The organism is Microbacterium sp. F51-2R, assembly GCF_052180235.1.
Taxonomy (GTDB): Bacteria; Actinomycetota; Actinomycetes; order Actinomycetales; family Microbacteriaceae; genus Microbacterium.
The window spans coordinates 3,503,221-3,526,919 of sequence record NZ_CP197470.1 but is presented as its reverse complement, the minus strand read 5'-3'; the positions used below and the strand labels follow the sequence as shown (position 1 = coordinate 3,526,919).

Below are 23,699 nucleotides of genomic sequence, written 5' to 3'. Positions count from 1 at the left end.
TGCGCTCTGCTATCGTGACGGCATGTCCGCGAACCTCACCCTGTGGTGGCCCGCCCGCTGACGGCGGTGTGTTCGCGTTCCCAGACGACAGACCGCCCGAGGGCGGTCTTTCTTGTGTGAGCGACCGCCCGACCCGATGAAAGGCCGGCGATGACTGCTAGCCCCTCTCCCCTCACCGCCGCGCTCGCGGAGGCGGATTCGTTCGCGCTCATCGCACGCGACGGTGCGACCGTCGAGCTGCTGACGGGCGGGATCGCCGATGTCGAGCGCCTCGCCGACATCCCGCTGACGGACTCCGCGGGCGTGCCGCGGGAGGTGCTCGCCCTGGTGCCGTTCCGCCAGGTCGTCGAGCGCGGCTTCGAATGCCACGACGACCACGCGCCGCTTCGCTGCCTGATCGTCGACGCGCACCGGTCGTTCTCCCGCGACGAGGCCCTCGACGCGCTTCCGACCGCACCCGTGCCGCTGCAGGACGCCGGCTTCGACATCGCCGACGACGAGTACGCCGACATCGTCCGCACGGTGATCGCCGACGAGATCGGACGCGGCGAAGGCGCGAACTTCGTCATCCGCCGCGACTTCACCGCGACCGTCGACGCCGATGCGCGCACGACCGCGCTGACGTGGTTCCGCGCGCTCCTGGAGTACGAGCGGGGCGCCTACTGGACGTTCGCCATCGTGACCCCCGGCCACATCGCCGTCGGCGCGAGCCCCGAGGCGCACGTCAGCGCGCGGGACGGCGTCGTGACGATGAACCCCATCTCGGGCACCTTCCGCCACCCTGAGGGCGGAGCGACGGCCGAGACGCTCAGCGAGTTCCTCGAGTCGACCAAGGAGACCGAGGAGCTCTTCATGGTCGTCGACGAGGAGCTGAAGATGATGAGCGCCGTCTGCTCGGACGGCGGACGGATCACCGGGCCGCACCTCAAGGAGATGTCGCGACTCACCCACACCGAGTACGTGCTGCGCGGTCGCAGCCGCCTCGACCCGCGCGACATCCTGCGCGAGACGATGTTCGCCCCGACGGTGACGGGCTCGCCGATGCAGAACGCGTGCACCGTCATCACGCGCCACGAGCGCACACCGCGCGGGTACTACTCCGGCGTGGCCGCGCTGTTCACGCCGCGGACGGATGCCGTGGCCGCCGGCGAGCCGACGCACGACCTCGATGCGCCCATCCTCATCCGCACCGCGTACCTCGTCGACGGCCGCCTGCGCGTGCCGGTCGGGGCGACCCTCGTGCGCCACTCCGACCCCTACGGCGAGGTCGGCGAGACGCACGGCAAGGCCGCCGGGGTGCTCGGAGCGATCGGCGCCATCGCGCGCGACACCCCGGTCCCCGTCATCGTGGACGAGATCGATGAGGATGCCCCGGCCGCCGAGCCCGTGCGGCTCGCCGACGACCCCGAGATCGCGGCGCTGCTCGAATCGCGCAACGCGCGTCTCGCGGCGTTCTGGCTCAATCCGCAGGCTGCCGACGGCGACGGGCCCTTCGCCGGCCGTTCGGCGCTCGTCGTCGACGTCGAGGACCGCTTCACGACGATGCTCGCGCATCAGCTGCGCCACCTCGGACTCGCCGTGGAGATCGTGCCGTGGAGCGCCGTGACCGACGAGCAGGTCGATGCCGCCGAGCTCGTCGTGTGCGGGCCGGGGCCAGGCGACCCGCGCGACGCGTCGAGCCCCCGCATCCGCCGGATGCGCGACCTCGTCGCCCGGCGCCGCGCTTCGGGCCGCCCCCTGCTCACGGTCTGCCTCAGCCACCAGATCCTGGCGGACTCGCTCGGCATCGACCTCGCACCGCTGGCCCGCCCCCACCAGGGCCTGCAGAAGACGGTCGACGTCTTCGGCGAGCCCGCGTCGATCGGCTTCTACAACACCTTCACGGCGCGCATCGCGCCCGGCACGACCCGGGTCGGCGCGGCGGAGGTCTCGGCCGACGCCGAGACGGGCGATGTGTACGCGCTGCGCGGACCCGGCTTCGCGTCGGTGCAGGGTCACCTCGAGTCGATCCTCTCGCGCGATGGCATGACGACCCTCGAGCACCTCGTGGCCCACGCCCTCACGCCCGTCGGGGCCTGACGCCGGTCGGGTCGCGGAGCCGGTCGGAGCGCGGGAGACCGGATGGCTGCGGGTCAACGGGCGAGGCGCGCCACGATGAGGCGTCGCTCGGCCTGATTGTCCGTCAGATCGAGCGCGCGGAGGTCGGCTGCAGTGGCCTCCGCGTCGCGTCCGAGAAGACGCAGGAGGTGCGCGCGGACGGCGTGCCACAGGTGGTATCCGGCGAGCGCGGACTCGAGGGAGTCGACCTCCGCGAGCGCCTCGACGGGCCCCTCGACCGCTGCGAGGGCGACGGCGCGATTGAGGCGCACGACGGGCGACCGGTCGTAGCGCAGCAGCATGTCGTAGAGCGTCAGTACCTGGAGCCAGTCGGTCGCGGCCGACGACGAGGCATCCGCGTGACACGCGGCGATCGCCGCGTGCAGCTGCCACCGCCCGGAGCGTCGGAGTCGCGCGGCGCTCTCGAGAGTGCGGTGCGCCTCGCTGAGAAGTGCGGCGTCCCACCGGCCGCGATCCTGATCGCCGAGCAGCACGAGCTCGCCGTCGACCGCCCTCGCCCCCTCGCGCGCCCGATGGAAGAGCAGCAGCGCATGCAGACCGTGCGCCTCGGCCTCGCGCGGCAGCGCAGCGGCCACGACCCCCGACAGCCAGAGCGCGTCGTCGGCGAGGTCGCGGTCGGCCGCCGCGTCCCGCCCTGCGACCAGATGCGCCTCGCTGTACATGACCGACACGACGGTCAGCACGAGGTCGAGCCGGTCGGCTCGATCGTCGCCCTCCGGAATCCGGATCGGGATCCCTGCGGCGCCGATCTTCCGCTTGGCCCGCACGATGCGCTGGCCGACCGCCGTGGCCGACGCCAACGTGGCCCGCGCGATCTGCGCCGTCGTCAGCCCGCACACGGCACGCAGGGTGAGCGCGAGCTGGGCGTCAGGCGACAGCGCGGGGTGACAGCATCCGAAGATCAGCGGCAGCCGCTCGTCGACCTCGCCCGCCGTCGGCACAGTCGCGCCGGCGAGGAGCGCGAGCTTCTCGCGGTAGCGCCTGTCGCGGCGCATCCGGTCGAGCGCGTTGTGTCGCGCCGCCTGGGTGAGCCAGGCTCCGGGACGGGGAGGGATGCCGCGCACCCGCCACTCCCGCAGCGCCTCCTCGACGGCCTCGGCGACGGATTCCTCCGCCAGATCGAGGTTGCCGAGCGACGCTGTGAGCGCTGCGACGATTCGGCCCGACTCCTCCCGCACGACCCGCGCGAGCGCGGAATCCGACGCCGCATGTGCCTCGCCGCCGCCTGCGGGAGGGTCGACCGCGCCGGGAAGGCCCCCACGCTCCGATGCTTCCCGCGTCGCTGCTGCGTCGCCGGGAGGAGTCGTGGGGACCTCGGCCGTCACTGCTCGAACTGGCTGTAGTCGGTCACCATCGGCCGGATCTCGACCGACGTGCCCGGCAGGTCGAGCATGGGCCACGTGCGCACGATCGCGATGGCCTCGTCGAGGTCGGCGACGTCGAGCACACTGAAGCCCCCGATGACCTCCTTGGCCTCCGAGAACGGCCCGTCCGCGACGACAGGTCCGTCGGAGCCATGGGTGACTGTCGTCGCCGTATGGACGGGCTGCAGCTCGGCGCCTCCGTCCGAGATCTTCGCGTCGTGCTCCTGGAACCATTGGTAGACGCGGGTGTAGACCTCCTGCGCGCGCTCCGGCGGAACCGCGTCGTCGAGCTCCGGCGTCGAGGTGAACATGATCACGTACTTCACGGTCGTGGTCCTTTCGTCAGGGGAACCGTTTCACCACATCAGCGAACGGGCAACCCCGATTTCGACACACGACCCGAAGATCCTCCGGCGACTACTGGAGGAGCGAGATCGGGTTGAAGATGTCGGCGAGGATCAGCACGCCGCCCATCACGACCAGCGCGATCACGACGACGAAGGTCACGGGCACGAGCTTGGTCGCATCGACCGGCTTGGGCTCCGGCATCCCGAACCACCGCGCCCACGCGCGCTTCAGCCCGTCCCACAGTGCGACGACGACGTGACCGCCGTCGAGGGGCAGGAGCGGAATGAGGTTGAAGACGAAGAGGGCGATGTTGAGCGAGGCCAGGAGGCCGAGGATCCCCGAGACGCGGTTCAGGATCGGCGCGTCGGCCGCCGAGACCTCGCCCGCGAGGATGCCCGCACCGACGACGCTGAGCGGACCGTTCGGGTCTCGCTCCTGACCGGTCACGAGTGAGACGCCCGCGTCGTAGACCTTGACCGGCAGCTGCCAGATGATGCCGGCGACGGCCCCGACGTTCTCGACCGCCGTCTGCGCTCCCGCCCAGATCGGCTGACGGACGTACTCGACGGTGGGGCGGATGCCGACGAAGCCGATCTTCGCCGTCGCGTCGCCGCCCGTCGTGCCGGTGGCGCTCGCCTCGACCGTCGCGGGGGTAACAGTGAGGGTCTGCTCGGTGCCGTCGCGCTCGACGACCATCGCCAGCGGCGTGCCAGGCGACTCGCGGATCACGGTGGATGCCTCGGCGAACGTGGAGACCGGCGTGCCGCCGACCGAGATGATGACGTCGCCGGGCTTGATGCCCGCCACTTCCGAAGGCGGCGGCGGATCGTCGGCGGCGCAGGAGGCCGCTCCCGCGGCCGGGACGCAGGCCGAGAGGCCCGCGACCGTCGTGGTCGCCGTCTGCACGCCGATGCCGCTGAACACGATCGTGAAGAGCACGATCGCGAGCAGGAGGTTCATGACGGGGCCGCCGAGCATCACGACGACGCGCTGCCAGACGGGGAGCTTGTAGAAGACGCGATCGTCGTCGTCGCCGGCGAGCGTCTCGTCGTTCGCGGCACGCGCATCCTGCACCATCGTCGCGAAGAAGCCGCCGCCGGCCCGTCCCTCGCGCGAACCCGCGGCGACCGCCGCCCGCTCCTTCGGGGAGGGGGGATACATGCCCGCCATCGAGATGTAGCCGCCGAGCGGGATGGCCTTGAAGCCGTACTCCGTCTCGCCCTTGCGGCGCGACCAGATCGTCGGCCCGAAGCCGATCATGTACTGCCCCACGCGCACGCCGAACTTCTTGGCGGGGATGAGGTGCCCGAGCTCGTGGAGCGCGATCGACGCCGCGAGGCCGGCGATGAGCACAACGACGCCGATGAGGAAGGCGATGGCGGTCACACAGCAAAGGTACCCGCGCGCGCCTTTGAGTTGGCCGTGGACCGTCAGGCGTGAGAGGAGGCGGGCGGGTGAGAGGATGAGGGCGATGCCGACCGCCACCCCGACTCCGCCGCGCGCCATGTCGCGAGAGGGCGGTCCCGGGCGGACCTCGCGGCAGGTCCGGGCGCTCCGCGGGGTGGTCGCGGCCACCGTCACCACCCTCGTCGCCGCAACGTCGCACACGCTCGCCGGCGGCGGCCCTCCCTCGCCCGCTCTCGTCGGCGCGGTCATCCTCCTCGCGTCACCGCTCGCGGTGGCGCTCGCCGGCCGCCGCCTCGCCGTGTGGCGCCTCTCGGTGACGGTGCTCGTCAGCCAGCTGCTCTTCCACACGTCGTTCGGGATCACCCTGGGCGCGACGGGCGGGGCCGCCCCCGACCACGCGCACCACGTCATCGACCCGTCGTGGCTCGCGGCGGGGACGACCCCCGCGGTCTGGCCGCCCGACCCGCTCATGATCGGGGGGCACGTCGTCGGCGCCCTCGTCACCGTGCTGGCCCTTCACCGGGGCGAGCGGATGCTGCGCACCCTCGCGCAGGGGATCCTCCGCCTCGTGCGGCCCGCCGTCGGGATCCCGGGGCCGGCGCAGCGGCGCACTCTCGCCCCCGTCGCGACCGTCGTCGACTCCCTGCGATCTTCGCTCCTTCCGTCGGACCAGCCGAGGAGAGGCCCGCCGCGAGCGGCGCTCGGCCGCTGAGCCCGAGCCCCCGCGACACCCCCGGACCGAACGGACCCGCCCCGAGGCGGGGCCGGCGTCCTCTCCTTCCCGCGCGCTCCTGCGGGACGCTGCGCGCACCCACGACGAAAGAAGCCCATGAACACTCCTGTCCTCATCCGTTCCACCCGCCGACGCGCCGCGGTCCTGCTCGGCGGTGTCGCCGCCGGCGGCGTCCTCGCCGTCGCAGCGCCGCTGGCCGCCTCCGCCCACGTGCACGTCGATCCGTCGACCGCCGAGGCCGGCACGGCCCAGACCCTCGCCTTCACCTTCTCGCACGGCTGCGACGGCTCGCCGACCTCGGCCGTCGTGATCGACATCCCCGACGGCGCGGCGACCACGACCCCCGTCGCACAGGGCGGTTGGACCATCCAGCGCACGCTCGGCGCCGACGAGCAGCCGACCCAGGTGACCTTCACGCCCGAGTCTCCGATCGAGTCGGGGATCCAGGCATCGGTCGCCCTCGTCGTGACGTTCTCCGAGGACGCCGCCCGCACCGAGGTCGCCTTCCCCGTCACGCAGCAGTGCGTCACGGGGTCGACGGCGTGGACGCAGATCGCGCAGGAGGGTGTCGATCCCCAGACGCTCGATTCGCCTGCACCGATCGTCGCCGTGGGAGACGTCGCCGCCACGGCCGAGCAGGGCCACGCGGGATCGGGCGCGGGATCGGCCGACCACGCCGACGCCGCGGGCGCCGCCCCCGCGACAGCGACGACGTCGCCGACGACCGACCCCCTGGCCCGCTGGCTCGCGGGCGCGGGGCTCATCGCGGGCCTCGCCGCGCTCACCGTCGTCCTCGTGCGCGGACGCCGCCGCGCCTGACACCCGCCCGGGCGCACAGCGGGAGGGGGGCCTGCCCACCGGCCGCCCTCCCCTCCCGCGCATCCACACCGGAGATGGGCGCTGCGCCTGCTCGATGAGAGGATTGACGGGCCATGCCGATTGACACGCCCTCCAACCTGCCTCCCGTTCTCCGCCCCGAGAACCCGCCCGCCCGCTCGCTCTCGGAGCTCGCCGAGCGGTTCGGCCGCGACGTGCGCGGCGACGTCGCGGGTGTCGAACTCACCGGCGTGACCCTCGCCACGGCCGACCTCCGCGCCGGCGAGGCGTTCGTCGCGATCCAGGGCGTCAACCGCCACGGCGCCGAATTCGCGCGGGTCGCCGCCGGGAAGGGCGCCGTCGCCGTCGTGACGGATGCCGCCGGAGCCGACCTCGCCGCCGACGCCGGCCTCCCGATCGTCATCGTCGACGACCCCCGCGCACTGCTGGGCGAGCTCTCGGCGTGGGTCTACGGCACGGGGCCGGGCGACGACATCCCGATCCTCTTCGGAACGACCGGCACGAACGGCAAGACGAGCGTGTCGCACCTGCTCGACGGGATCCTCGAGCAGCTCGGCGTCGTCACGGGCCTGTCCTCGACGGCCGAGCGCCACATCGCGGGCGAGGTCATCGTCTCGCGGCTCACGACGCCCGAGGCATCCGAGTTCCACGCGCTCCTCGCCCTCATGCGCGAGCGCGGCGTCGAAGCCGTCGCCGTCGAGGTCAGCGCGCAGGCGCTCAGCCGCCACCGCGTCGACGGGATCGTCTTCGACGTCGCGGGGTTCACCAACCTCAGCCACGACCACCTCGACGACTACGCCGACATGCGCGAGTACTTCGAGGCCAAGCTCCCCCTCTTCCGCCCCGACCGCGCGCGCCGCGCGGTCATCTCGCTCGACTCGACGCCGGGGTTCGAGGTCGTGGAGCGCTCGGAGGTGCCGTACGTCACGGTGGGCACGCCCGCGATCGCCGCGGATCCGGATGCCGCCGCCGACGCCGACTGGACGGTCGAGATCGTCAAGGAGCGCCAGTCGGGCACCGAGTTCGTCCTCCGCGGGAAGGACGGCCGTTCGCTCACGACGGTCGTGCCGGTCATCGGACGCCACATGGCCGCCAACGCAGGCCTCGCGATCGTCATGATCCTCGAGGCCGGCTACACGTGGGACGCTCTCGTCGCGGCGCTGGACGGCGGCGCGATCGAGGCCTACCTTCCCGGGCGTACGCAGCGCGTGTCGGGAGAGAGCGGCCCGGCGGTCTACGTCGACTTCGGCCACTCCCCCGACGCTTTCGAGAAGACGCTCGCCGCCGTGCGTCACGTGACGCCGGGCAAGGTCGTCATGCTCTTCGGCGCCGACGGCGACCGCGATGCGACCAAGCGCCACGACATGGGCCGGACGGCGGTGGAGGGCAGCGACATCCTCGTCGTCACCGACCACCACCCGCGCTTCGAAGACCCCGACTCGATCCGCGCGACGTTGATCGAGGGCGCCCGCAACGCACGACCGGATGCCGAGATCCTCGAGTTCTCGCCGCCGGAGCGCGCGATCATCGAGGCCGTCAAACTCGTCGGCGACGGCGATGCGATCCTCTGGGCCGGCCCCGGCCACCAGGACTACCGCGACATCCGCGGCGCGCGGACGCCGTACTCCGCCCGCGAGCTCGCCCGTCGTGCCCTGCGCGATGCCGGCTGGCCCGTGCCCGAGCCGCACTGGCCGGTGCCGTACCCCGCCGATTCGACGCCGCTGTCCGACCCGACGCGCCCGATCGACTGACCCTCTACGGGCGTCGCGCGACGCGGCCCCCGCTCGCTCCCGGTTCGGGCGCGCGGCGCCTGCGGCGGGCGGCCTAAAGGCGCGCGCGGATCGCGCGGTCGGCGGCCCGCCTCGCCCACGCCTCGGCGGCGGCGAGCGATTCCCGAGTCAGCTCACCGGGCGCCTCGTGCGCGTCGACCACGCTCTCGATCGTCTCGACGATCCCCGGGAACGTCAGCGCTCCCTCGTGGAACGCATCGACGGCCTGCTCGTTGGCCGCGTTGAAGACGGCGGGGAAGGTGCCGCCCGCCCGTCCCACCTGCTTGGCGAGGCGGACGGCGGGGAATGCCCCCTCGTCGAGAGGCTCGAAGGTCCAGGATGTCGCGACCGTCCAATCCAGCGGTCGTCCGACCCCCGAGACCCGGTGCGGCCAGTCGAGCCCCAGCGAGATCGGCAGCCGCATGTCGGGCGGCGAGGCTTGGGCGATCGTCGAGCCGTCGGTGTATTCGACCATCGAGTGCACGATCGACTGCGGATGCACGACGACGTCGATGCGGTCGTACGGCACATCGAAGAGCAGGTGGGCCTCGATGACCTCGAGCCCCTTGTTCACGAGCGTCGCGGAGTTCGTCGTGACGACGCGGCCCATGTCCCACGTCGGATGCGCGAGCGCCTCAGCCGGAGTCACGTCGGCGAGGGAGGCGCGGGTGCGGCCGCGGAAGGGGCCCCCGGATGCCGTGAGCACGAGCCGGCGGACCTCTTCGGACGATCCCGACCTCAGCGCCTGCGCGATGGCGGAGTGCTCGGAGTCGACGGGCACGATCTGTCCCGGCGCCGCGATCGCCGTGACGAGGTCGCCTCCGACGATGAGCGACTCCTTGTTCGCCAGAGCGAGGGTCCGCCCGGTCTCCAGCGCCGCGAGGGTGGGCCCGAGTCCGACCGAGCCGGTGATGCCGTTGAGCACGACGTCGGCCTCGACATCCCGCACCAGCTGCTCGGCCTCATCGGCGCCGAGTGCCGTGTCTGCCACGCCGAACTCCGCCGCCTGGGCCTCGAGGAGCGCGCGGTTCGACCCTGCCGAGAGGCCCACGACCTCGAAGCGGGTCGGATTGGCGCGGATCACATCGAGGGCCTGAGTGCCGATGGAGCCGGTGGAGCCGAGGATCAGGACGCGCCGCACCCCGTCAGCCTAACGGTGCGTCGCGCGCCGGGAAGGCGGAGAGCCCGCCACCGCAAGGGTGACGGGCTCTCGGCGAGCGCGGAGCTCGATCACTGCGCGGGGGCCGCCTTCGCGACGGCGAGGATGTCGACGACGAAGACGAGCGTCTGCCCGGTGAGGTCGGACTCGTTGATCTCGCCCTCGCCGTAGGCCGAGGCGGGCGGCAGCACGGCGATGACCTGCGAGCCGACGGTCTCGCCCGTCACGGCGTCGGAGAAGCCCGGAACGACGCCCGAGCCGACAGTGAAGGTGAACGGCTGCTTGCCCCACGACTCGTCGAAGACCTTGCCGCTGTTCCACGAGACGCCGTGGTACTGCACGAGCACCTGGTCACCCGCCTCGACGACGGCGCCGTCGCCCTTCTTGAGGGTGGCCTTCTCGAACTCGGTGGGGATGTCGCCATCCGGAAGGGTCACCTTCGGCGCACCGTCGGAGTCGAGCTCGACGGTCGGCATGCCGGCCACCGGGTCCTGGCTCGCGCCCCACGCCGCGGTGGGCGCCGTGCCGAGGACGTCGATGATGTACACCTGGCCGGGCGTGCCCTGCTCGGTCGACGCGGGGAACGCAGCGACGAAGCGGGAGCCGGGCTTCGCGCAGCCGACGACCTGGCCGAGCACGCTGTCGGGCGAGATCTGCTGCGGGAGCAGGTCGTCGTTGTAGCCCTGTGCGCCGAGCTTGTCTCCCGTGGAGGCGTCGTACGCCGAGAGGGCGAACTGCACGAGATCGCCCGACTTCAGGGCATCGCCCGAACCCTTGGCGACCTGGGTCGACTGGAGCTCGGTCACATCCAGCGGCGACGTGAAGGTCGCGGTGGACTCGGTGCCGGCGTCACCCTCGACCTTGACGGAGTCCGAGGCCTTCCCGGGCTTGACCTGCGCTGAGCACAGGTCGGCCGTGGTCGGCGACGGCGACGCCTCGGACTGCGTCGGTGACGACGTGCAGCCGGCGAGGACGAGTACCGACATGGCGGCAAGGGACAGGAAAGCGAGCGAACGAGTGCGCACAGGAAACCTCTGTGAAAAGGGGAAGCGGAGACTCCATCCTTGCCTATGTTTCCTAGGTCCGCGCTGAGAGGACGTCATACCGGACGGGGCATGGAACCGGGAGTACCCTCGACGGGTGACTTTTCCGGAGCCGTCCGCCCCGCCGTCGACCGACGTGGAGGCTCCCTCGACGCAGATGGGCGTGACCTACGCCGTCGGGCGGTTCATCATCGCCCCGCTCGGCCGCCTCGTCTACCGGCCGCACGTCGAGGGCCGCGCGAACGTGCCCAAGACGGGTCCGGTCATCTTCGCGAGCAACCATCTGTCCTTCCTCGACTCGATCGCGATCCCCGTCGCCGCGCCTCGTCCCGTCCACTTCCTCGCGAAGTCGAGCTACTTCGACGGGAAGGGCTTCTCGGGCTGGCTCTCGCGGGAGTTCTTCACCGCGATCGGCGCCGTGCCCGTGCAGCGCGGCGCGGGCCAGGCCGCGCTCGACGCCCTCGGCCAGCAGCGCCGGCTCCTCGAGGAGGGGAAGGCGGTCGCGCTCTACCCCGAGGGCACCCGCTCCCTCGACGGCCGGCTCTACAAGGGCCGCACGGGCGTCGCCTTCCTCGCGCTGCAGACAGGCGCGCCCGTCGTGCCGGTGGGACTCGTCGGCACCGACAAGGTCATGCCGGTGGGGGCGAAGCTCCCCTCGCTGCGCGAGCGCGTCACCGTCCGCTTCGGCAAGCCGATCGACGTCTCGCACCACGGCACGGCGGAGTCGGGGCGCGCCCGCCGACTCGCGACCGACGAGATCATGGCGGCGATCCACGCCCTGTCGGGCCAGGAGCTCGCGAACGCCTACAACGAGGCGCCGGCGCACGGCATCGACCGCATCAAGCAGGTGCTGCCGCACGAGCGCCGCTGACCGCGGCTCCCGGTGGGCGCCGCGCGCCGCGGGTCAGGCGTGCTGCGCGACCTCGATCTTCGGCTTGTGCAGCACGGGGAAGTTCACCGAGTTCGCGATGAAGCACCAGGCGTGAGCCTGCTCGTGCGCCGCGATCGCGGCATCCGTCATCGATGCATCTGCGACCGTCACGTGAGGCCGCAGGATCACCTCGGTGAAGCGCGCGCCGCCGCGTCCGTCTTGGACCATGAGACCGGATGCCTCGTCCCGGTACGCGACGACGACGACACCCGCTTCGACACACGCGTGGAGGTACGACAGCAGATGGCACTGGCTGAGCGCGGCCAGGAGCATGTCCTCGGGATTCCACTTCGAGGGGTCTCCGCGGAACGGCTTGTCGGCGGAGGAGTACAGCGTGGGCTTGCCGTCGATCTCGATCGTCGTGGAGCGGTCGTAGTCGCGGTAGCCCGTCGTGCCTCTCCCCCGGTTGCCCGTCCACGTGGCCTGAAGCCGGTATCGATGCTCGCCGAACATGCGCCCAGTCTTCCACGCGCGGGAAGGCGTGCACCCCGGCGGTAGGCTGGCGTCGTGCCGCAGACCCTCGCCGCCACCGCCGCCGTCGAACTGGCCGTCGTCGAACGCAGCGGGTTCATCGAGTCGCGGCACAGCGGCGCGGCCGTCGTGCTGTCCGCCGACGGAGTCGTCTCCGAGCGGCTCGGCGATGTCGACGCGCTGATCCTCCCGCGATCGAGCCTCAAGCCCCTGCAGGCCCTCGCGTGCATGACCGCGGGGGCGCCCCTCGAGGGCGAGCAGCTCGTGCTCGCGACGGCGAGCCACGCGGGGACCGACCGGCACGTCTCGGTCGTCCGCGACATGCTGGCCGCGGCGCGGCTGGGCGAGGAAGATCTCGGCTGCCCGCCGGCGTGGCCGCTCGACCAGGCGACGCGCGACGAGCTCGTGCGCGACCACTCCGAGCCCGCCCGCATCCGGATGAACTGCTCCGGCAAGCACGCCGCGATGCTGCTGACGTGCGTCACGACCGGGTGGGACCCGCGCGGCTACCTCGACCCCGAGCACCCGCTGCAGGTGCACATCCGCGAGGTCATCGAACGGCTCATCGGCGAGAAGGTCGCCGCGACCGCCGTCGACGGTTGCGGAGCCCCCGTCTACGCGATTAGTCTCCTCGGGCTGTCGAAGGCGATCCACCGGATCGGAACGGCGTCGCAGACGTCGCCGTTCGCGCTGCACCGCCACGCCGGCACGCTCGTGCGCGCCGTGCGCGAGCACCCGTGGGCGATCGACGGGCCCGGGCGCCCCGACACCGTCGCGATCGAACGCCTCGGCGTGTTCTGCAAGACGGGCGCGGAGGGCGTCATGGTGATGGTCGCCCGGGACGGCACGACGGTCGCCCTGAAGATGCTCGACGGCAGCGGTCGCGCTGCGACGGCGGTCGCCCTCCGGCTGCTCGAGCGCGTCGGCGCGCTCGAGTCGAGCGACGTCGCCGAGGCGATGACGAGACTCCCGCTGTCGGTCTCCGGCGGCGGAAAGGATGTCGGGGCCATCCGCCCCGCTTTCTAGCAGGGCTCCCAGAAGGAGCGGAAAGGAACGATCGATGAGGATCAGCGTCCCCACCGAGGTCAAGAACAACGAGTACCGCGTCGCCCTCACCCCCGCCGGCGTGCACGATCTCGCCGCCGCCGGCCATGAGGTCTTCGTGCAGCGCGGCGCCGGCGCGGGCTCGTCGATGCCGGACGCCGAGTACGAGGCCGCCGGCGCCACCCTCCTCGACGACGCCGCCGAGGTCTGGGCGCGCGCCGAGCTCCTGCTCAAGGTCAAGGAGCCGATCGAGAGCGAATACCGGTACTTCCGCGACGACCTCGTGCTGTTCACCTACCTCCACCTCGCCGCGGATCGCCCGCTCACCGAGCGCCTTGTGGCCGATCGCGTGACGGCGATCGCATACGAGACCGTGCAGCTGCCCGGCGGCGGGCTCCCGCTTCTCGCTCCGATGAGCGAAGTGGCCGGCCGGCTCGCACCGACGGTCGGCGCCGCGACCCTCATGCGATCGGCCGGGGGCCTGGGCCTGCTCATGTCGGGCGTGCCCGGCACGCGCCCCGCCCGCGTCACCGTCATCGGCGGCGGTGTGGCCGGCGCCAACGCCGCCGTGATCGCCGTCGGGCTGGGGGCGGACGTCACCGTCTTCGACACCAACGTGCAGCGGCTGCGCTACCTCGACGACCACTTCCAGGGGCGCATCAAGACCGCGGCATCCAACCCCCTCGATCTGGACCGGGCCGTCACCGACTCGGATCTCGTCGTCGGATCGGTCCTCATCCCCGGCGCCAAGGCGCCGAAGCTCGTCACGAACGACATGGTGAGCCGCATGCGGCCGGGAAGCGTGCTGGTCGACATCGCCGTCGACCAGGGCGGATGCTTCGAAGACACGCGCCCGACGACCCACGCCGACCCGACGTTCCCGGTGCACGGCAGCATCTTCTACTGCGTGGCGAACATGCCGGGCGCCGTGCCGAACACCTCCACGTCGGCGCTCACGAACGCGACGCTCCCCTACATCCGGCAGATCGTCCGGTCGGGCTGGAAGGATGCGCTGAGCCGCGACGCAGCCCTCGCGGGCGGCCTCAACACCGTCGACGGCGCCGTCGTCAACGCCGGCGTCGCGACGGCCCACGGCCTCGAGCTGACGCCGCTCGCCGACGCGCTGGGCTGAAGCGCGACGTCCCGGCTCGCGTGAGCCGGGACGTCTCGCCTGGCGGCCCCCGTCAGACGAGGCCGCCGTCGAGCGAGCGCGCGTAGTCGGCCGGGTCCTCGGGCACGAGGACGGGTGTCTCCTCATTGAGGCTCTCGCCGCGGAAGAACGGCTTCGCCCGCGGGAAGAAGTACCAGAGGAGCATGAGCACGACCCCGAACGCGAGCGCGCCGATGCCCATGACGAACGAGCCGCCGACGCCCAGGAGCACGGAGTAGCCGTAGTCGGGGTTCAGCATGTCGATCGCCGACTGCACGAAGGCGTACGTGAGCATGAGCGCACCCAGCAACGGGAAAAGGAATCTGTAGAAGAAGTTCCTCGTGGAGGTGAACAGCTCCCGGCGGTAGTACCAGACGCAGGCGTAGCCGGTGATGGCGTAGTAGAACGCGATCGCGAGCCCCAGCGAAAGGATCGAGTCCTGCAGGATGTTGTCGTTCACGAGCGTGAAGCCCACGTAGTACACGACCGCGACGATGCCCATGACGATGGTCGAGAACGACGGCGTCTTGTACACCGGGTGCACGTGCGCGAAGCGCCTCGGCAGCGCCTTGTAGGCCGCCATCGCGAGCGTGCCGCGCGCGGTCGGGAGGATCGTCGTCTGCGTCGACGAGATCGCCGAGATCATCACCGCGACGACGAGGAGCCAGCCCAGCGGGCCGAGCAGGCCGTCTTTGATGCCGAGGAAGAAGTCGTCGGCGTTCGCCTCGTTGCCCAGACCCGTGCCCGTCTCGCCGAGCCCCGCGTACATCATCGCCGCGATCGTGACGCCGACGTACGTCACGAGCAGGATGACGGTCGTCAGGAGAGCCGCCCGGCCCGGGATGCGCTTGGGGTCCTTCGTCTCCTCATTGAGGGCGAGGCAGGTGTCCCAGCCCCAGTAGATGAACAGGGCGAGCAGGATCGACTCGATGAAGCCGCCCCACTCGGTGAAGCCGAACGGGTTGAACCACGCCCACTCGAAGGGCGTCGGGTCGGGCGCCGAGCCGCTGAAGAACTGCCAGAGGGCCGCGACGACGAAGATGGCCAGCGCGAGGTACTGGATGCCGAGCAGCACGTTCTGGATGCGCTCGCCGATCTCGACACCGCGCCACGACACCCACGTCATGGCGGCGATGAAGATCACCCCGACGAGGATGATCCGCCAGTCGTTGTTCGCGTCGAACTCCTGGCCGAGGAGGGCCCAGAAGTAGATGGACGCGACCTGCGCGAGGTTGGCGAGGACGACCATGCCCGCAACGGCGACGCCCCAGCCGCCGAGCCAGCCCACGACGGGCCCGAAGGCCTTCGTCCCCCACGTGAACGTCGTGCCGCAGTCGGGCACCTCGCTGTTGAGCTCGCGGTACGCGAAGGCGATGAACAGCATCGGCACGAACGCGAGCACGAAGGCGATGGGCGCCTGCGCGCCGACGGCGAGGACGACGAAGCCCAGTGTTGCGACGAGGGAATAGACGGGGGCGGTGGAGGCGAGGCCGATGACCGTGGATCCCCACAGTCCGAGAGCCCCTGCCTGGAGACCCTTGCCGTCGGGCCGGCTCAGGTCGATCGGGGTAGTAGACACAAGGCGAACGTAGGGCCGCCGTCGTCGGGCGGTCAAGCGACGCTCCGGGCGCGTTCATCTTCTTCGGGCGCTCGCTCCCCCGCGGGGCCCGGCCGCGGCAGCGCGATGCGCTCCGGCGGCAGACCGTCGCGGCAGAGCCACGCCCGCGACCGACCCGGTGCGCAGTACGGCGGGAGCATCCGATCAGCGCTGAGCGCACGGAAGTCGGCGCCCACCGACGGATCGATGACGAGCACGTGCTCGTCGCGCACCGCCGAGAGCAGCTGCCACTGACGCTGCCAGTCCTCGCCGTCGCCCACGACGACGACAGGTTCGCTGCTCCGCGCCAGCTCACCGATGCCGGTCGTGGCGGCCTGCGCGACCGTGACGATCCGCGCGCCCGCCGCCTCCCACTCGCCGAGCATCGCCCGGCCCGCCGCCGACCGGCGCGCCGCGAACCCGGTGACCCCGGGTTCCGGGATCCACGGGCCGCTCTCCTCGCCGAGGATCGCCGCCGGCGCCGGCGCGACGGCGATCTGCACGGCCCGCCCATCCACGCGCGCTCGCCCTCGCGGCTGATCGGGAGAGTGATGCGCGGCCTCGCCCCCGAGGGCGATGTACTCGGCGCGCGAGCCTGCGCCCAGGAGCACCCGGCGCGACAGGAGCTCAGCGATCCGCGCCGCCGGACCCACCAGCCGCTGCGCCGAGACGACCACGAGCAGCCCGTGATCACCCGCGCCGCGCACGACCCGCTCGAGACGCTCCGCGAGCACCATGGCGTAGTCCTGCGGGTACCGCCCCACGAGGGCGTCGAGGTCGTCGAGCACGACGACGGTGCCGGGCGCCGGCGGCTCGTCGACGAGCGCCGCGACGGCATCCCACGCGCGTTCGGTGTCCGACGGCACGACGAGCCGCTGCGGCGCCTGAGCCGCGATCGTCTGCAGCGCGGTCGTCTTGCCGGTCCCCGCCGCTCCCACGACGAGGATGCCTCGATCCTCGTGGCCGAACACGACGGGCACCTGTCGCTGATGATCGGGGTCGTCGGCGAGCCCGAGCACGAACCCCGCCCCCGCCGCAGGCGGCAGGTCGGCCAGATCGATGCGCTGCGGCAGCTCGGGCAGCCACGGCCGACGCGGCCGATGAGGCTCCGCCCGCTCGGCGATGCACGCCACGTCGGCGGGCGACGACAGCGCGACGCGCACCCGGCGGGGCGCGGAATCCCGCGCCCTGCGCACCAGCGCGACCCCCTTCGCCCCGTCGCCGCCGGGAAGCTGGGCCGCCTCGTCGGTGCCGATCACGGCGCGGCTGTCTGCGGGGTCGGCGACCCGCAGGCTGATGCGCAGCGGGCAGTTGGCCAGCAGCGCATCGCGCACGACCCCCGACACCCGCTGCGTGCCGAGCACGAGGTGCATGCCCAGCGCCCGGCCGCGCGCTGCGATGTCGGTGAAGACCGCGTGCAGCTCGGGGTGATCACCGAGGAGGGCGGCGAATTCGTCGACGATGACGACGAGGCGCGGAAGCTCGACGCGGGGATCCAGGATGTCGCGCGCGCCCACTCGCGCGAGTTCGGCCTCGCGCCAGCGGACCTCGGCGCGCAGGCTCTGGAGCGCGCGCCGGGCTCCCGCGCCGTCGAGGTCGGTGATGACACCGGTGACGTGCGGGAGGGAGGCCAGCGCATCGAACGCCGTCCCGCCCTTGAAGTCGGCGAGCAGGAAGTTCACCGCGCGCGGGGAGCGCGTGGCGCACAGCGCGAGCACCCACGTGACGAGCAGCTCGCTCTTGCCGCTCCCGGTCATCCCCGCGACGACGGCGTGCGGACCGTCCGCGACGAGGTCGATGACGGCGGGGAGCGCACCGTCGACACCGACGGGCGCGGCGAGTGCGTCGGACGGCGCACCTTCCAGGAGGGGCGCCAGCAGCACGGGAGCCGCGGCGGATGCGCCGCTTCCGGGCAGCTCGCCGGCCAGCCGCGTGATCCCGGCCGCGATGTGCCGGGCCTGTGCCAGCGAGACACCCTCGACGGAGACGTCGTGGATCTGTCCCCCGGAGTCGACCCGCGCATGGGCGGGGTCGTCGATCGTGAGGACCGTGCCGCAGCCGGGCGGCACGGGCCCACCCGGCGCCACGCGCGCGATGTAGGAGTCCGCCTCGGCGGGCACCGGCTCGCCCTCGCCCACGACGGCGAGACGGCGGCCCGTCGCCGCGACACGGTGCGGGAGCGCCTCGACCCACGCATCGGCCGCGGCGAGCGGGCCGACGATGCGCAGCTCGCCGGGCGGCGCGGCCAGACAGGCCTGCAGGAGGAGGGAGCGCGACGCCGGACCGGCGAGCACCGCGGGGCCCACCAAGGTGATCCCGCCCGCCGCGGGGACGAGGACGGGCGCCTCCGCCAGCACCGCGGCGCGACGGCGCAGACCCACGCTCGCGGCGTCCGAGCCGCCGCCTGTCACCGTGAGCCCGCTCGGCACGCCGCCCTGGCCGATCACGAGCGCCTCCGAGCGCCCGGGCACCGCGCGCCAGATCTCGGTCTCGCTCGTGATGAAGCGCGCGAGGTCGGGATGCCGGGTGCGGCGGCGCTCCCTCTCGCGGTCGTGCCGGGCGTCGACGGATGCCGCGATCCGGGCGTGCGCGGCATCCGTCTCCTCCCGCGACCTGCGCCGCTCGCGACGCGCCGTCCGCGCACCGTCGAGCATGGTCGCCCCGGCGACGAGCGGACCGAGGAGGGCGAACCAGAGCGAGAGCATCGACCCGGTGACGAGCCACAGCCCGACGGCGCCCACGACCGGCACGGCCGTCGCGAGGAGGGGAACGCTCGGTCGCCGCGGGGCGGCGGGCTGGGGCGGGAGTGTCAGCGGCTCGTCGAGCGGGTCGTACGCGGGATCGAGCAGCGAAGCGAAGGAGGGCACCGCCCCAGTGAACCCGCGCGCGTCTCCCCTGTCGCCGCGTTGCGGTCGACGGTGGAGAACCGGACGTCAGTCGGCGGCTGTGGAGGAACCGGCGTCGACGAGAGCGACATCGAGCACGATGACCGTGATGTTGTCACGGCCGCCGTTCTCGAGGGCCGCGTCGAGCATCGAGGTCACAGCGTCGGCGGGATCGGCGTTCTCGGCGAGGAAGTGCTGGATGCCGTAGTCGGTGAGCTCTTTCGTCAAGCCGTCGGAGCAGATGACGAACCGGTCGCCGTCGGCCACGTCGAGGCGGACGTAGTCCGGCGAGACGCTGTCGCTCGGCCCCACGGCACGCGTGATGACATTGCCGTACGGATGGTTCTCGGCCTCTTCGGGGCTCAGCCTGCCGGAGGCGACGAGCTCCTGCACGACCGAGTGATCGGTCGTCACCTGCGCGATCGCCCCGTCGCGCAGCAGGTAGACGCGCGAATCGCCGATGTTGAGGGTCACCCAGTGCGGGGGGTTCTCGGCGACGTCGAGGTAGACGCCGGTGAGGGTCGTGCCGGTGCCGTCGTCGGTCGCCTCGGGGTGCGACGCGATGTCTTTGACGGCGCGCGCGAGACCGTTCTCGATCGTCTTCGGCGTGACGCTCCCCGCGTCGACGACCCCGCGCAGCCGGTCGACGGTGCTCGTACTCGCGATCTCGCCGCCGAGGTGCCCGCCCATGCCGTCTGCGACGACGAAGAGGGGGTATTCGGTCAGGAGGGCGTCCTGATTGATGTCGCGACGTCGCCCGGTGTGGGTCGCTCCGGCCCACGCGAGCTCGATCGACCCGCCGTCCGAGCCGTCGCCGATCTGCACCGAGCGATGCTGGGTGGAAACTTCCGGCACGCCGCTATCTCCCATGGAACCAAGGCGGACCATTGGCGCCGCCGCCGTGCTCACATCCTAGTGGACTACCCCTCGAGGCCTTCGAAGTCCTCCTCAGCTGTGGCGGCGAGGATGCTCGCCGTGGTAGGGACGGGCGGCGCGCCGACGAGTGCCGGTGCGGCGGCCTCTTCGTCGTCGATCGCCGCCTCGAACTGCGCGTTGTACAGGCGCCAGTACGCGCCGCGTGCCCGCAGCAGCTCGTCGTGCGAGCCCTGCTCGACGATCGCGCCGTTCTCCATCACGAGGATGAGGTCGGCGTCGCGGATCGTCGACAGTCGGTGCGCGATGACGAACGCCGTGCGGTCGGCGCGCAGACGCGACATGGCCCGCTGGATGAGCAGCTCGGTGCGCGTGTCGACCGATGAGGTGGCCTCGTCGAGGATCAGGATGCGCGGGTCGGCGAGGAAGGCGCGCGCGATCGTGACGAGCTGCCGCTCCCCGACGCTGAGGTTGGTCGCCTCGTCGTCGAGCACGGTGTCGTAGCCGTCCGGCAGGGCATGGACGAATCGGTCGACGTACGCCGCCGTCGCGGCGTCGACGATCTCGTCCTCCGAGGCATCCGGTCGCCCGTAGGCGATGTTCTCGCGGATCGTGCCGGCGAACAGCCACGTGTCCTGCAGCACCATACCGGTGCGGGCACGAAGGTCGTCGCGGGTCATCGTGCGGGTGTCGACGCCGTCGAGCGTGATGCGGCCGGAGTCCACGTCGTAGAACCGCATGATGAGGTTGACGAGGGTCGTCTTGCCGGCGCCCGTCGGCCCGACGATCGCGACCGTGCTGCCGGGGTGCGCTTCGAGGGCGAGGTCGTCGATCAGCGGCTTGTCGGGGCTGTATCGGAACGACACGTCTTCGAAGGCGAGGTGGCTCGCCGTCTCGGGCGCCGTCTCGGCCGGATCGGGATCGGGCGTCTCCTCCGCCTCGTCGAGCAGCTCGAACACGCGCTCCGCGCTCGCGACGCCGGACTGCAGCAGATTGGCCATCGAGCCGAGCTGGCTGAGGGGCTGCGTAAACTGCCGCGAGTACTGGATGAAGGCCTGCACGTCGCCGATCGACATGAGCCCGGCCGCCACCTGGAGGCCGCCGACGACGGCGATCGCGACGTAGACGAGGTTCCCGATGAACATCATGGCGGGCATGATGATGCCCGAGATGAATTGGGCGCCGAAGCTCGCCCGGTACACCTCCTCGTTCTCGGACCGGAAGTCGGCCTCGACCTCCTTCTGGTGACCGAAGACCTTCACGATCGAGTGACCCGAGAAGGTCTCTTCGACCCGCGCGTTGAGCTTGCCGGTGGCGGCCCACTGCGCGACGAAGAGCTTCTGTGAGCGCTTGGCGACGAGCACCGTGACCACGATCGTCAGCGGGATGGTGACGAGGGCGATGACGGCCAGGAGCGGCGAGATGAGGAACATCATCACGAGCACGCCGATGACCGTGAGGAGCGAGATGACGACCTGCGAGAGGGTCTGCTGCATCGTCTGGCCGATGTTGTCGACGTCGTTGGTGACGCGGCTGAGGAGCTCGCCGCGCTGCACCTTGTCGAAGTACGCGAGCGGGAGCCGGTGGATCTTGTCCTCCACCTGCAGCCGGAGCCGGTTCATCGCCCGCTGCACGACGCCGTTGAGGATCCGCGCCTGCAGCCAGCCGAAGAGGCTCGCGAAGATGTAGACGAGCAGCACCGCCATGACGATCATGCCGAGTTGCGGGAAGTCGATCCCCGCGCCCGGCGTGAAGTCCATGCTCGAGAGCATGTCGGCCTGCTGCTGGTCGCCCTGCGCGACGAGGCCGTCGATGACCTGCTGCTTCGTCATGCCCGCGGGCGTCTGCAGCGATACGAAGCCCGCGAAGACGACGTCGGTCGCGTTGCCGAGGAGCTTCGGGCCGATCACCGAGAGCGTGACGCTCAGGATGCCGAGCACGAGCACGACGATGAGCAGCGGCATGTCGGTGCGCAGCGTCGCGAGCAGCCGCTTGGCGCTGGGGCCGAAGTTCTGCGCCTTCTCGCCCGGGGCGACCTGGCCCATCGGGCCGCGGCCCACGGGCATGCGGCGGGGAGCCGCGGTCTGGGTGTTCGACGAGCCGCTCATGCCGCCGCCTCCGCCGCGAGCTGCGAATCCACGATCTCGCGATACGTCTCGTTCGACTCGACGAGCTCGTCGTGCGTGCCGATCCCGACCATGCGTCCGTGATCGAGCACGATGATCTGATCGGCGTGCTGGATCGTCGAGACGCGCTGCGCCACCACGAGCCTCGTGGCGTTCGGCAGATGCGTGTCGAGCGCACGTCGGAGCGAGGCATCCGTCCTCAGATCCAGCGCCGAGAACGAGTCGTCGAACACGTAGACGGCGGGCTTCTTGGCGACGGCGCGAGCGATCGCGAGCCGCTGCCGTTGCCCTCCCGAGACATTCGTGCCGCCCTGCGCGATCGGCGCGTCGAGGCCGCCCGGCATCGCCGCGACGAAGTCCTTCGCCTGAGCGAGCTCGAGGGCGTGCCACAGGTCGGCATCGGTCGCGGTCGCGTCGCCGTAGCGGAGGTTGGAGGCCACCGTGCCCGAGAAGAGGAACGCCCGCTGCGGGATGAGGCCGATGCGCTGCCACAGGAGCTCGGGCTCGTACTCGCGCACGTCGACGCCGTCGACGCGCACCGCCCCCGCCGTCACGTCGAACAGGCGCGGCACGAGACCCACGAGGGTCGTCTTGCCCGCGCCCGTCGAGCCGATGATCGCCGTCGTCGTGCCCGGCGCGACGGAGAAGGTGAGGTCGTGCAGGACCGCTTCGTCTGCGCCGGGGTAGGCGAAGTCGACGTGGTCGAACTCGATGCGGCCGAGGGCCTCGGGTGCGGCCTTGGGGTCGGCGGGGGCCGAGACCGACGGCTCGGCGTCGAGGACCTCGCCGATGCGGTTGGCGCACACGGCGGCCCTCGGGATCATGACGAACATGAAGGTCGCCATCATGACGCCCATGAGGATCTGCATGAGGTAGCTGAGGAAGGCGATGAGCGTGCCGATCTGCACGCCGTTCTCCTGCACCTGGAAAGCGCCGAACCAGATCACCGCGACGCTCGAGACGTTCATGACGAGCATGACGGCGGGGAACATGATCGCCATGAGGTTTCCGGCTCGCAGGCCCGTCGCCATGACGTCGTCGCTGGCCGCCGCGAAGCGCACGCGCTCCTCGCGTTCGCGCACGAAGGCGCGGATCACGCGGATGCCGGTGAGCTGCTCCCGCATGATCTGGTTGACGCGGTCGATCTTCTTCTGCATCTGCGTGAACGCCGGGACCATGCGCCACACGATGAGGCCGACGATGACGAGCAGCACCGGGATCGCGACCGCCATGAGCCACGAGAGCCCCGCGTCCTGCCGCACGGCCATGATGACGCCGCCGATCGCGAGCATCGGCGCCGAGACCATGAGCGTCGCCGAGACCTGCACGAGCATCTGCACCTGCTGCACGTCGTTGGTGTTGCGGGTGATGAGCGAGGGGGCGCCGAACTGGCCGACCTCGCGCTGCGAGAACGCCACGACGCGGTGGAAGAGGTCGCTGCGCAGCTCCTTGCCCATGCCCATCGCCAGGCGCGAGCCGAAGTAGACGGCGATGATGGCGCAGACGACCTGCACGAGGCTCACCATGAGCATGACGCCGCCGGTCTGCCAGATGTAGCCGATGTCGCCGGTGACGACACCCTTGTCGATGATGTCGGCGTTGAGCGTCGGCAGCAGGAGCGAGGCGATCGACTGCGCGAGCTGGAAGATGACGACGGCGACGATGAGCAGCCACGCGGGACGGAGATAGCGAACCAGGAGCTTGCCGAGCACGAGGGGTCCTTTCGTGGCGCGGCGACATCCGCACCCGCGGGGCCGCGCACGTCGAATGACGCTACGCCTCCCGTGCGACATGGGACAAATGCACGGCGTCCGCTGTCAGCGAACCGGGATGCGCAGGCTGCG

Annotated in this window: 18 protein-coding genes; 7 read left to right on the top strand and 11 right to left on the bottom strand. The window is 71.6% G+C overall.

The window, feature by feature from the left end; all coding sequences use genetic code 11:
• Window positions 1-150 precede the first annotated feature (150 nt).
• Window positions 151-2,079, top strand: coding sequence for an anthranilate synthase family protein (locus ACSBPH_RS15435; RefSeq protein ID WP_442575199.1), 1,929 nt, complete (start codon window positions 151-153; stop codon window positions 2,077-2,079).
• 53 nt (window positions 2,080-2,132) lie between these two features.
• Here the strand turns inward: ACSBPH_RS15435 and ACSBPH_RS15430 are convergent, their stop codons facing one another.
• The 3 genes from ACSBPH_RS15430 to ACSBPH_RS15420 form a co-directional block, all read right to left on the bottom strand.
• Window positions 2,133-3,443: an RNA polymerase sigma factor gene (locus ACSBPH_RS15430; protein ID WP_442575198.1), complete on the bottom strand. Its 1,311-nt coding sequence runs from the start codon at window positions 3,441-3,443 to the stop codon at window positions 2,133-2,135.
• On the bottom strand, window positions 3,440-3,808 hold the full coding sequence (locus tag ACSBPH_RS15425; protein WP_442575197.1) for a YciI family protein: 369 nt from the start codon (window positions 3,806-3,808) through the stop codon (window positions 3,440-3,442). Before ACSBPH_RS15425 ends, ACSBPH_RS15430 begins: the two co-directional genes overlap by 4 nt.
• A 91-nt stretch (window positions 3,809-3,899) precedes the next feature.
• Window positions 3,900-5,216 carry a M50 family metallopeptidase gene (locus tag ACSBPH_RS15420; protein ID WP_442575196.1) on the bottom strand — a complete coding sequence of 439 codons (1,317 nt, stop codon included), beginning with the start codon at window positions 5,214-5,216 and terminating at the stop codon, window positions 3,900-3,902.
• An 85-nt stretch (window positions 5,217-5,301) separates the two neighbouring features.
• Here ACSBPH_RS15420 and ACSBPH_RS15415 point away from each other — a divergent pair, with 85 nt between their 5' ends.
• The 3 genes from ACSBPH_RS15415 (at window position 5,302) to ACSBPH_RS15405 (ending at window position 8,558) form a co-directional block, all read left to right on the top strand.
• Window positions 5,302-5,949 carry a hypothetical protein gene (locus ACSBPH_RS15415; RefSeq protein WP_442575195.1) on the top strand — a complete coding sequence of 216 codons (648 nt, stop codon included), beginning with the start codon at window positions 5,302-5,304 and terminating at the stop codon, window positions 5,947-5,949.
• Window positions 5,950-6,066: 117 nt separating this feature from the next.
• A complete protein-coding gene (locus ACSBPH_RS15410; protein WP_442575194.1) occupies window positions 6,067-6,789 on the top strand; it encodes a DUF1775 domain-containing protein in 723 nt (240 codons plus the stop codon).
• Window positions 6,790-6,902: 113 nt separating this feature from the next.
• Window positions 6,903-8,558, top strand: coding sequence for a Mur ligase family protein (locus ACSBPH_RS15405; RefSeq protein WP_442575193.1), 1,656 nt, complete (start codon window positions 6,903-6,905; stop codon window positions 8,556-8,558).
• 73 nt (window positions 8,559-8,631) lie between these two features.
• Here ACSBPH_RS15405 and dxr read toward each other — a convergent pair whose 3' ends face one another.
• Window positions 8,632-9,717, bottom strand: coding sequence for a 1-deoxy-D-xylulose-5-phosphate reductoisomerase (gene dxr / locus ACSBPH_RS15400; protein ID WP_442575192.1), 1,086 nt, complete (start codon window positions 9,715-9,717; stop codon window positions 8,632-8,634).
• 89 nt (window positions 9,718-9,806) lie between these two features.
• Window positions 9,807-10,721, bottom strand: a complete 915-nt coding sequence (locus ACSBPH_RS15395) for an FKBP-type peptidyl-prolyl cis-trans isomerase (protein WP_442575191.1) — start codon at window positions 10,719-10,721, stop codon at window positions 9,807-9,809.
• A gap of 214 nt (window positions 10,722-10,935) precedes the next feature.
• Between ACSBPH_RS15395 and ACSBPH_RS15390 the strand changes: the two genes are divergently transcribed.
• On the top strand, window positions 10,936-11,649 hold the full coding sequence (locus ACSBPH_RS15390) for a lysophospholipid acyltransferase family protein (RefSeq protein ID WP_442577324.1): 714 nt from the start codon (window positions 10,936-10,938) through the stop codon (window positions 11,647-11,649).
• A gap of 33 nt (window positions 11,650-11,682) precedes the next feature.
• On the opposite strand, the gene ACSBPH_RS15385 is transcribed toward ACSBPH_RS15390, so the two are convergent.
• The gene (locus tag ACSBPH_RS15385) at window positions 11,683-12,162 is read right to left on the bottom strand and encodes an OsmC family protein (protein ID WP_442575190.1); all 480 of its coding nucleotides are present in this window, start codon (window positions 12,160-12,162) and stop codon (window positions 11,683-11,685) included.
• Window positions 12,163-12,216: 54 nt separating this feature from the next.
• Here ACSBPH_RS15385 and ACSBPH_RS15380 point away from each other — a divergent pair, with 54 nt between their 5' ends.
• Entirely contained in the window at window positions 12,217-13,206 is a 990-nt protein-coding gene (locus ACSBPH_RS15380) for an asparaginase (protein ID WP_442575189.1), read from the top strand.
• 34 nt (window positions 13,207-13,240) lie between these two features.
• Complete coding sequence (ald, locus tag ACSBPH_RS15375) at window positions 13,241-14,356, top strand: alanine dehydrogenase (RefSeq protein WP_442575188.1); 1,116 nt, start codon at window positions 13,241-13,243, stop codon at window positions 14,354-14,356.
• Window positions 14,357-14,408: 52 nt separating this feature from the next.
• Here ald and ACSBPH_RS15370 read toward each other — a convergent pair whose 3' ends face one another.
• The 5 genes from ACSBPH_RS15370 to ACSBPH_RS15350 all read right to left on the bottom strand — a co-directional run bounded on the left by ACSBPH_RS15370 (window position 14,409) and on the right by ACSBPH_RS15350 (window position 23,567).
• Window positions 14,409-15,953 (bottom strand): APC family permease, encoded by a 1,545-nt coding sequence (locus tag ACSBPH_RS15370; protein ID WP_442575187.1) that lies wholly within the window; start codon window positions 15,951-15,953, stop codon window positions 14,409-14,411.
• 32 nt (window positions 15,954-15,985) lie between these two features.
• Window positions 15,986-18,838: an FtsK/SpoIIIE domain-containing protein gene (locus ACSBPH_RS15365; protein WP_442575186.1), complete on the bottom strand. Its 2,853-nt coding sequence runs from the start codon at window positions 18,836-18,838 to the stop codon at window positions 15,986-15,988.
• A gap of 66 nt (window positions 18,839-18,904) precedes the next feature.
• Window positions 18,905-19,711: a PP2C family protein-serine/threonine phosphatase gene (locus ACSBPH_RS15360; protein WP_442575185.1), complete on the bottom strand. Its 807-nt coding sequence runs from the start codon at window positions 19,709-19,711 to the stop codon at window positions 18,905-18,907.
• A 65-nt stretch (window positions 19,712-19,776) separates the two neighbouring features.
• Window positions 19,777-21,837 carry an ABC transporter ATP-binding protein gene (locus ACSBPH_RS15355; RefSeq protein ID WP_442575184.1) on the bottom strand — a complete coding sequence of 687 codons (2,061 nt, stop codon included), beginning with the start codon at window positions 21,835-21,837 and terminating at the stop codon, window positions 19,777-19,779.
• Window positions 21,834-23,567, bottom strand: a complete 1,734-nt coding sequence (locus ACSBPH_RS15350; RefSeq protein ID WP_442575183.1) for an ABC transporter ATP-binding protein — start codon at window positions 23,565-23,567, stop codon at window positions 21,834-21,836. Before ACSBPH_RS15350 ends, ACSBPH_RS15355 begins: the two co-directional genes overlap by 4 nt.
• Window positions 23,568-23,699: the final 132 nt, after the last annotated feature.

Coding starts and splice junctions, on each gene's coding strand:
- ACSBPH_RS15390 (WP_442577324.1), top strand. CDS start 10,936: ATGGGCGTGACCTACGCCGTCGGGCGGTTCATCATCGCCCCGCTCGGC.
- ACSBPH_RS15405 (WP_442575193.1), top strand. CDS start 6,903: ATGCCGATTGACACGCCCTCCAACCTGCCTCCCGTTCTCCGCCCCGAG.
- ald (WP_442575188.1), top strand. CDS start 13,241: ATGAGGATCAGCGTCCCCACCGAGGTCAAGAACAACGAGTACCGCGTC.
- ACSBPH_RS15415 (WP_442575195.1), top strand. CDS start 5,302: ATGCCGACCGCCACCCCGACTCCGCCGCGCGCCATGTCGCGAGAGGGC.
- ACSBPH_RS15395 (WP_442575191.1), bottom strand. CDS start 10,721: ATGTCGGTACTCGTCCTCGCCGGCTGCACGTCGTCACCGACGCAGTCC.
- ACSBPH_RS15355 (WP_442575184.1), bottom strand. CDS start 21,837: ATGAGCGGCTCGTCGAACACCCAGACCGCGGCTCCCCGCCGCATGCCC.
- ACSBPH_RS15435 (WP_442575199.1), top strand. CDS start 151: ATGACTGCTAGCCCCTCTCCCCTCACCGCCGCGCTCGCGGAGGCGGAT.
- ACSBPH_RS15410 (WP_442575194.1), top strand. CDS start 6,067: ATGAACACTCCTGTCCTCATCCGTTCCACCCGCCGACGCGCCGCGGTC.
- ACSBPH_RS15385 (WP_442575190.1), bottom strand. CDS start 12,162: ATGTTCGGCGAGCATCGATACCGGCTTCAGGCCACGTGGACGGGCAAC.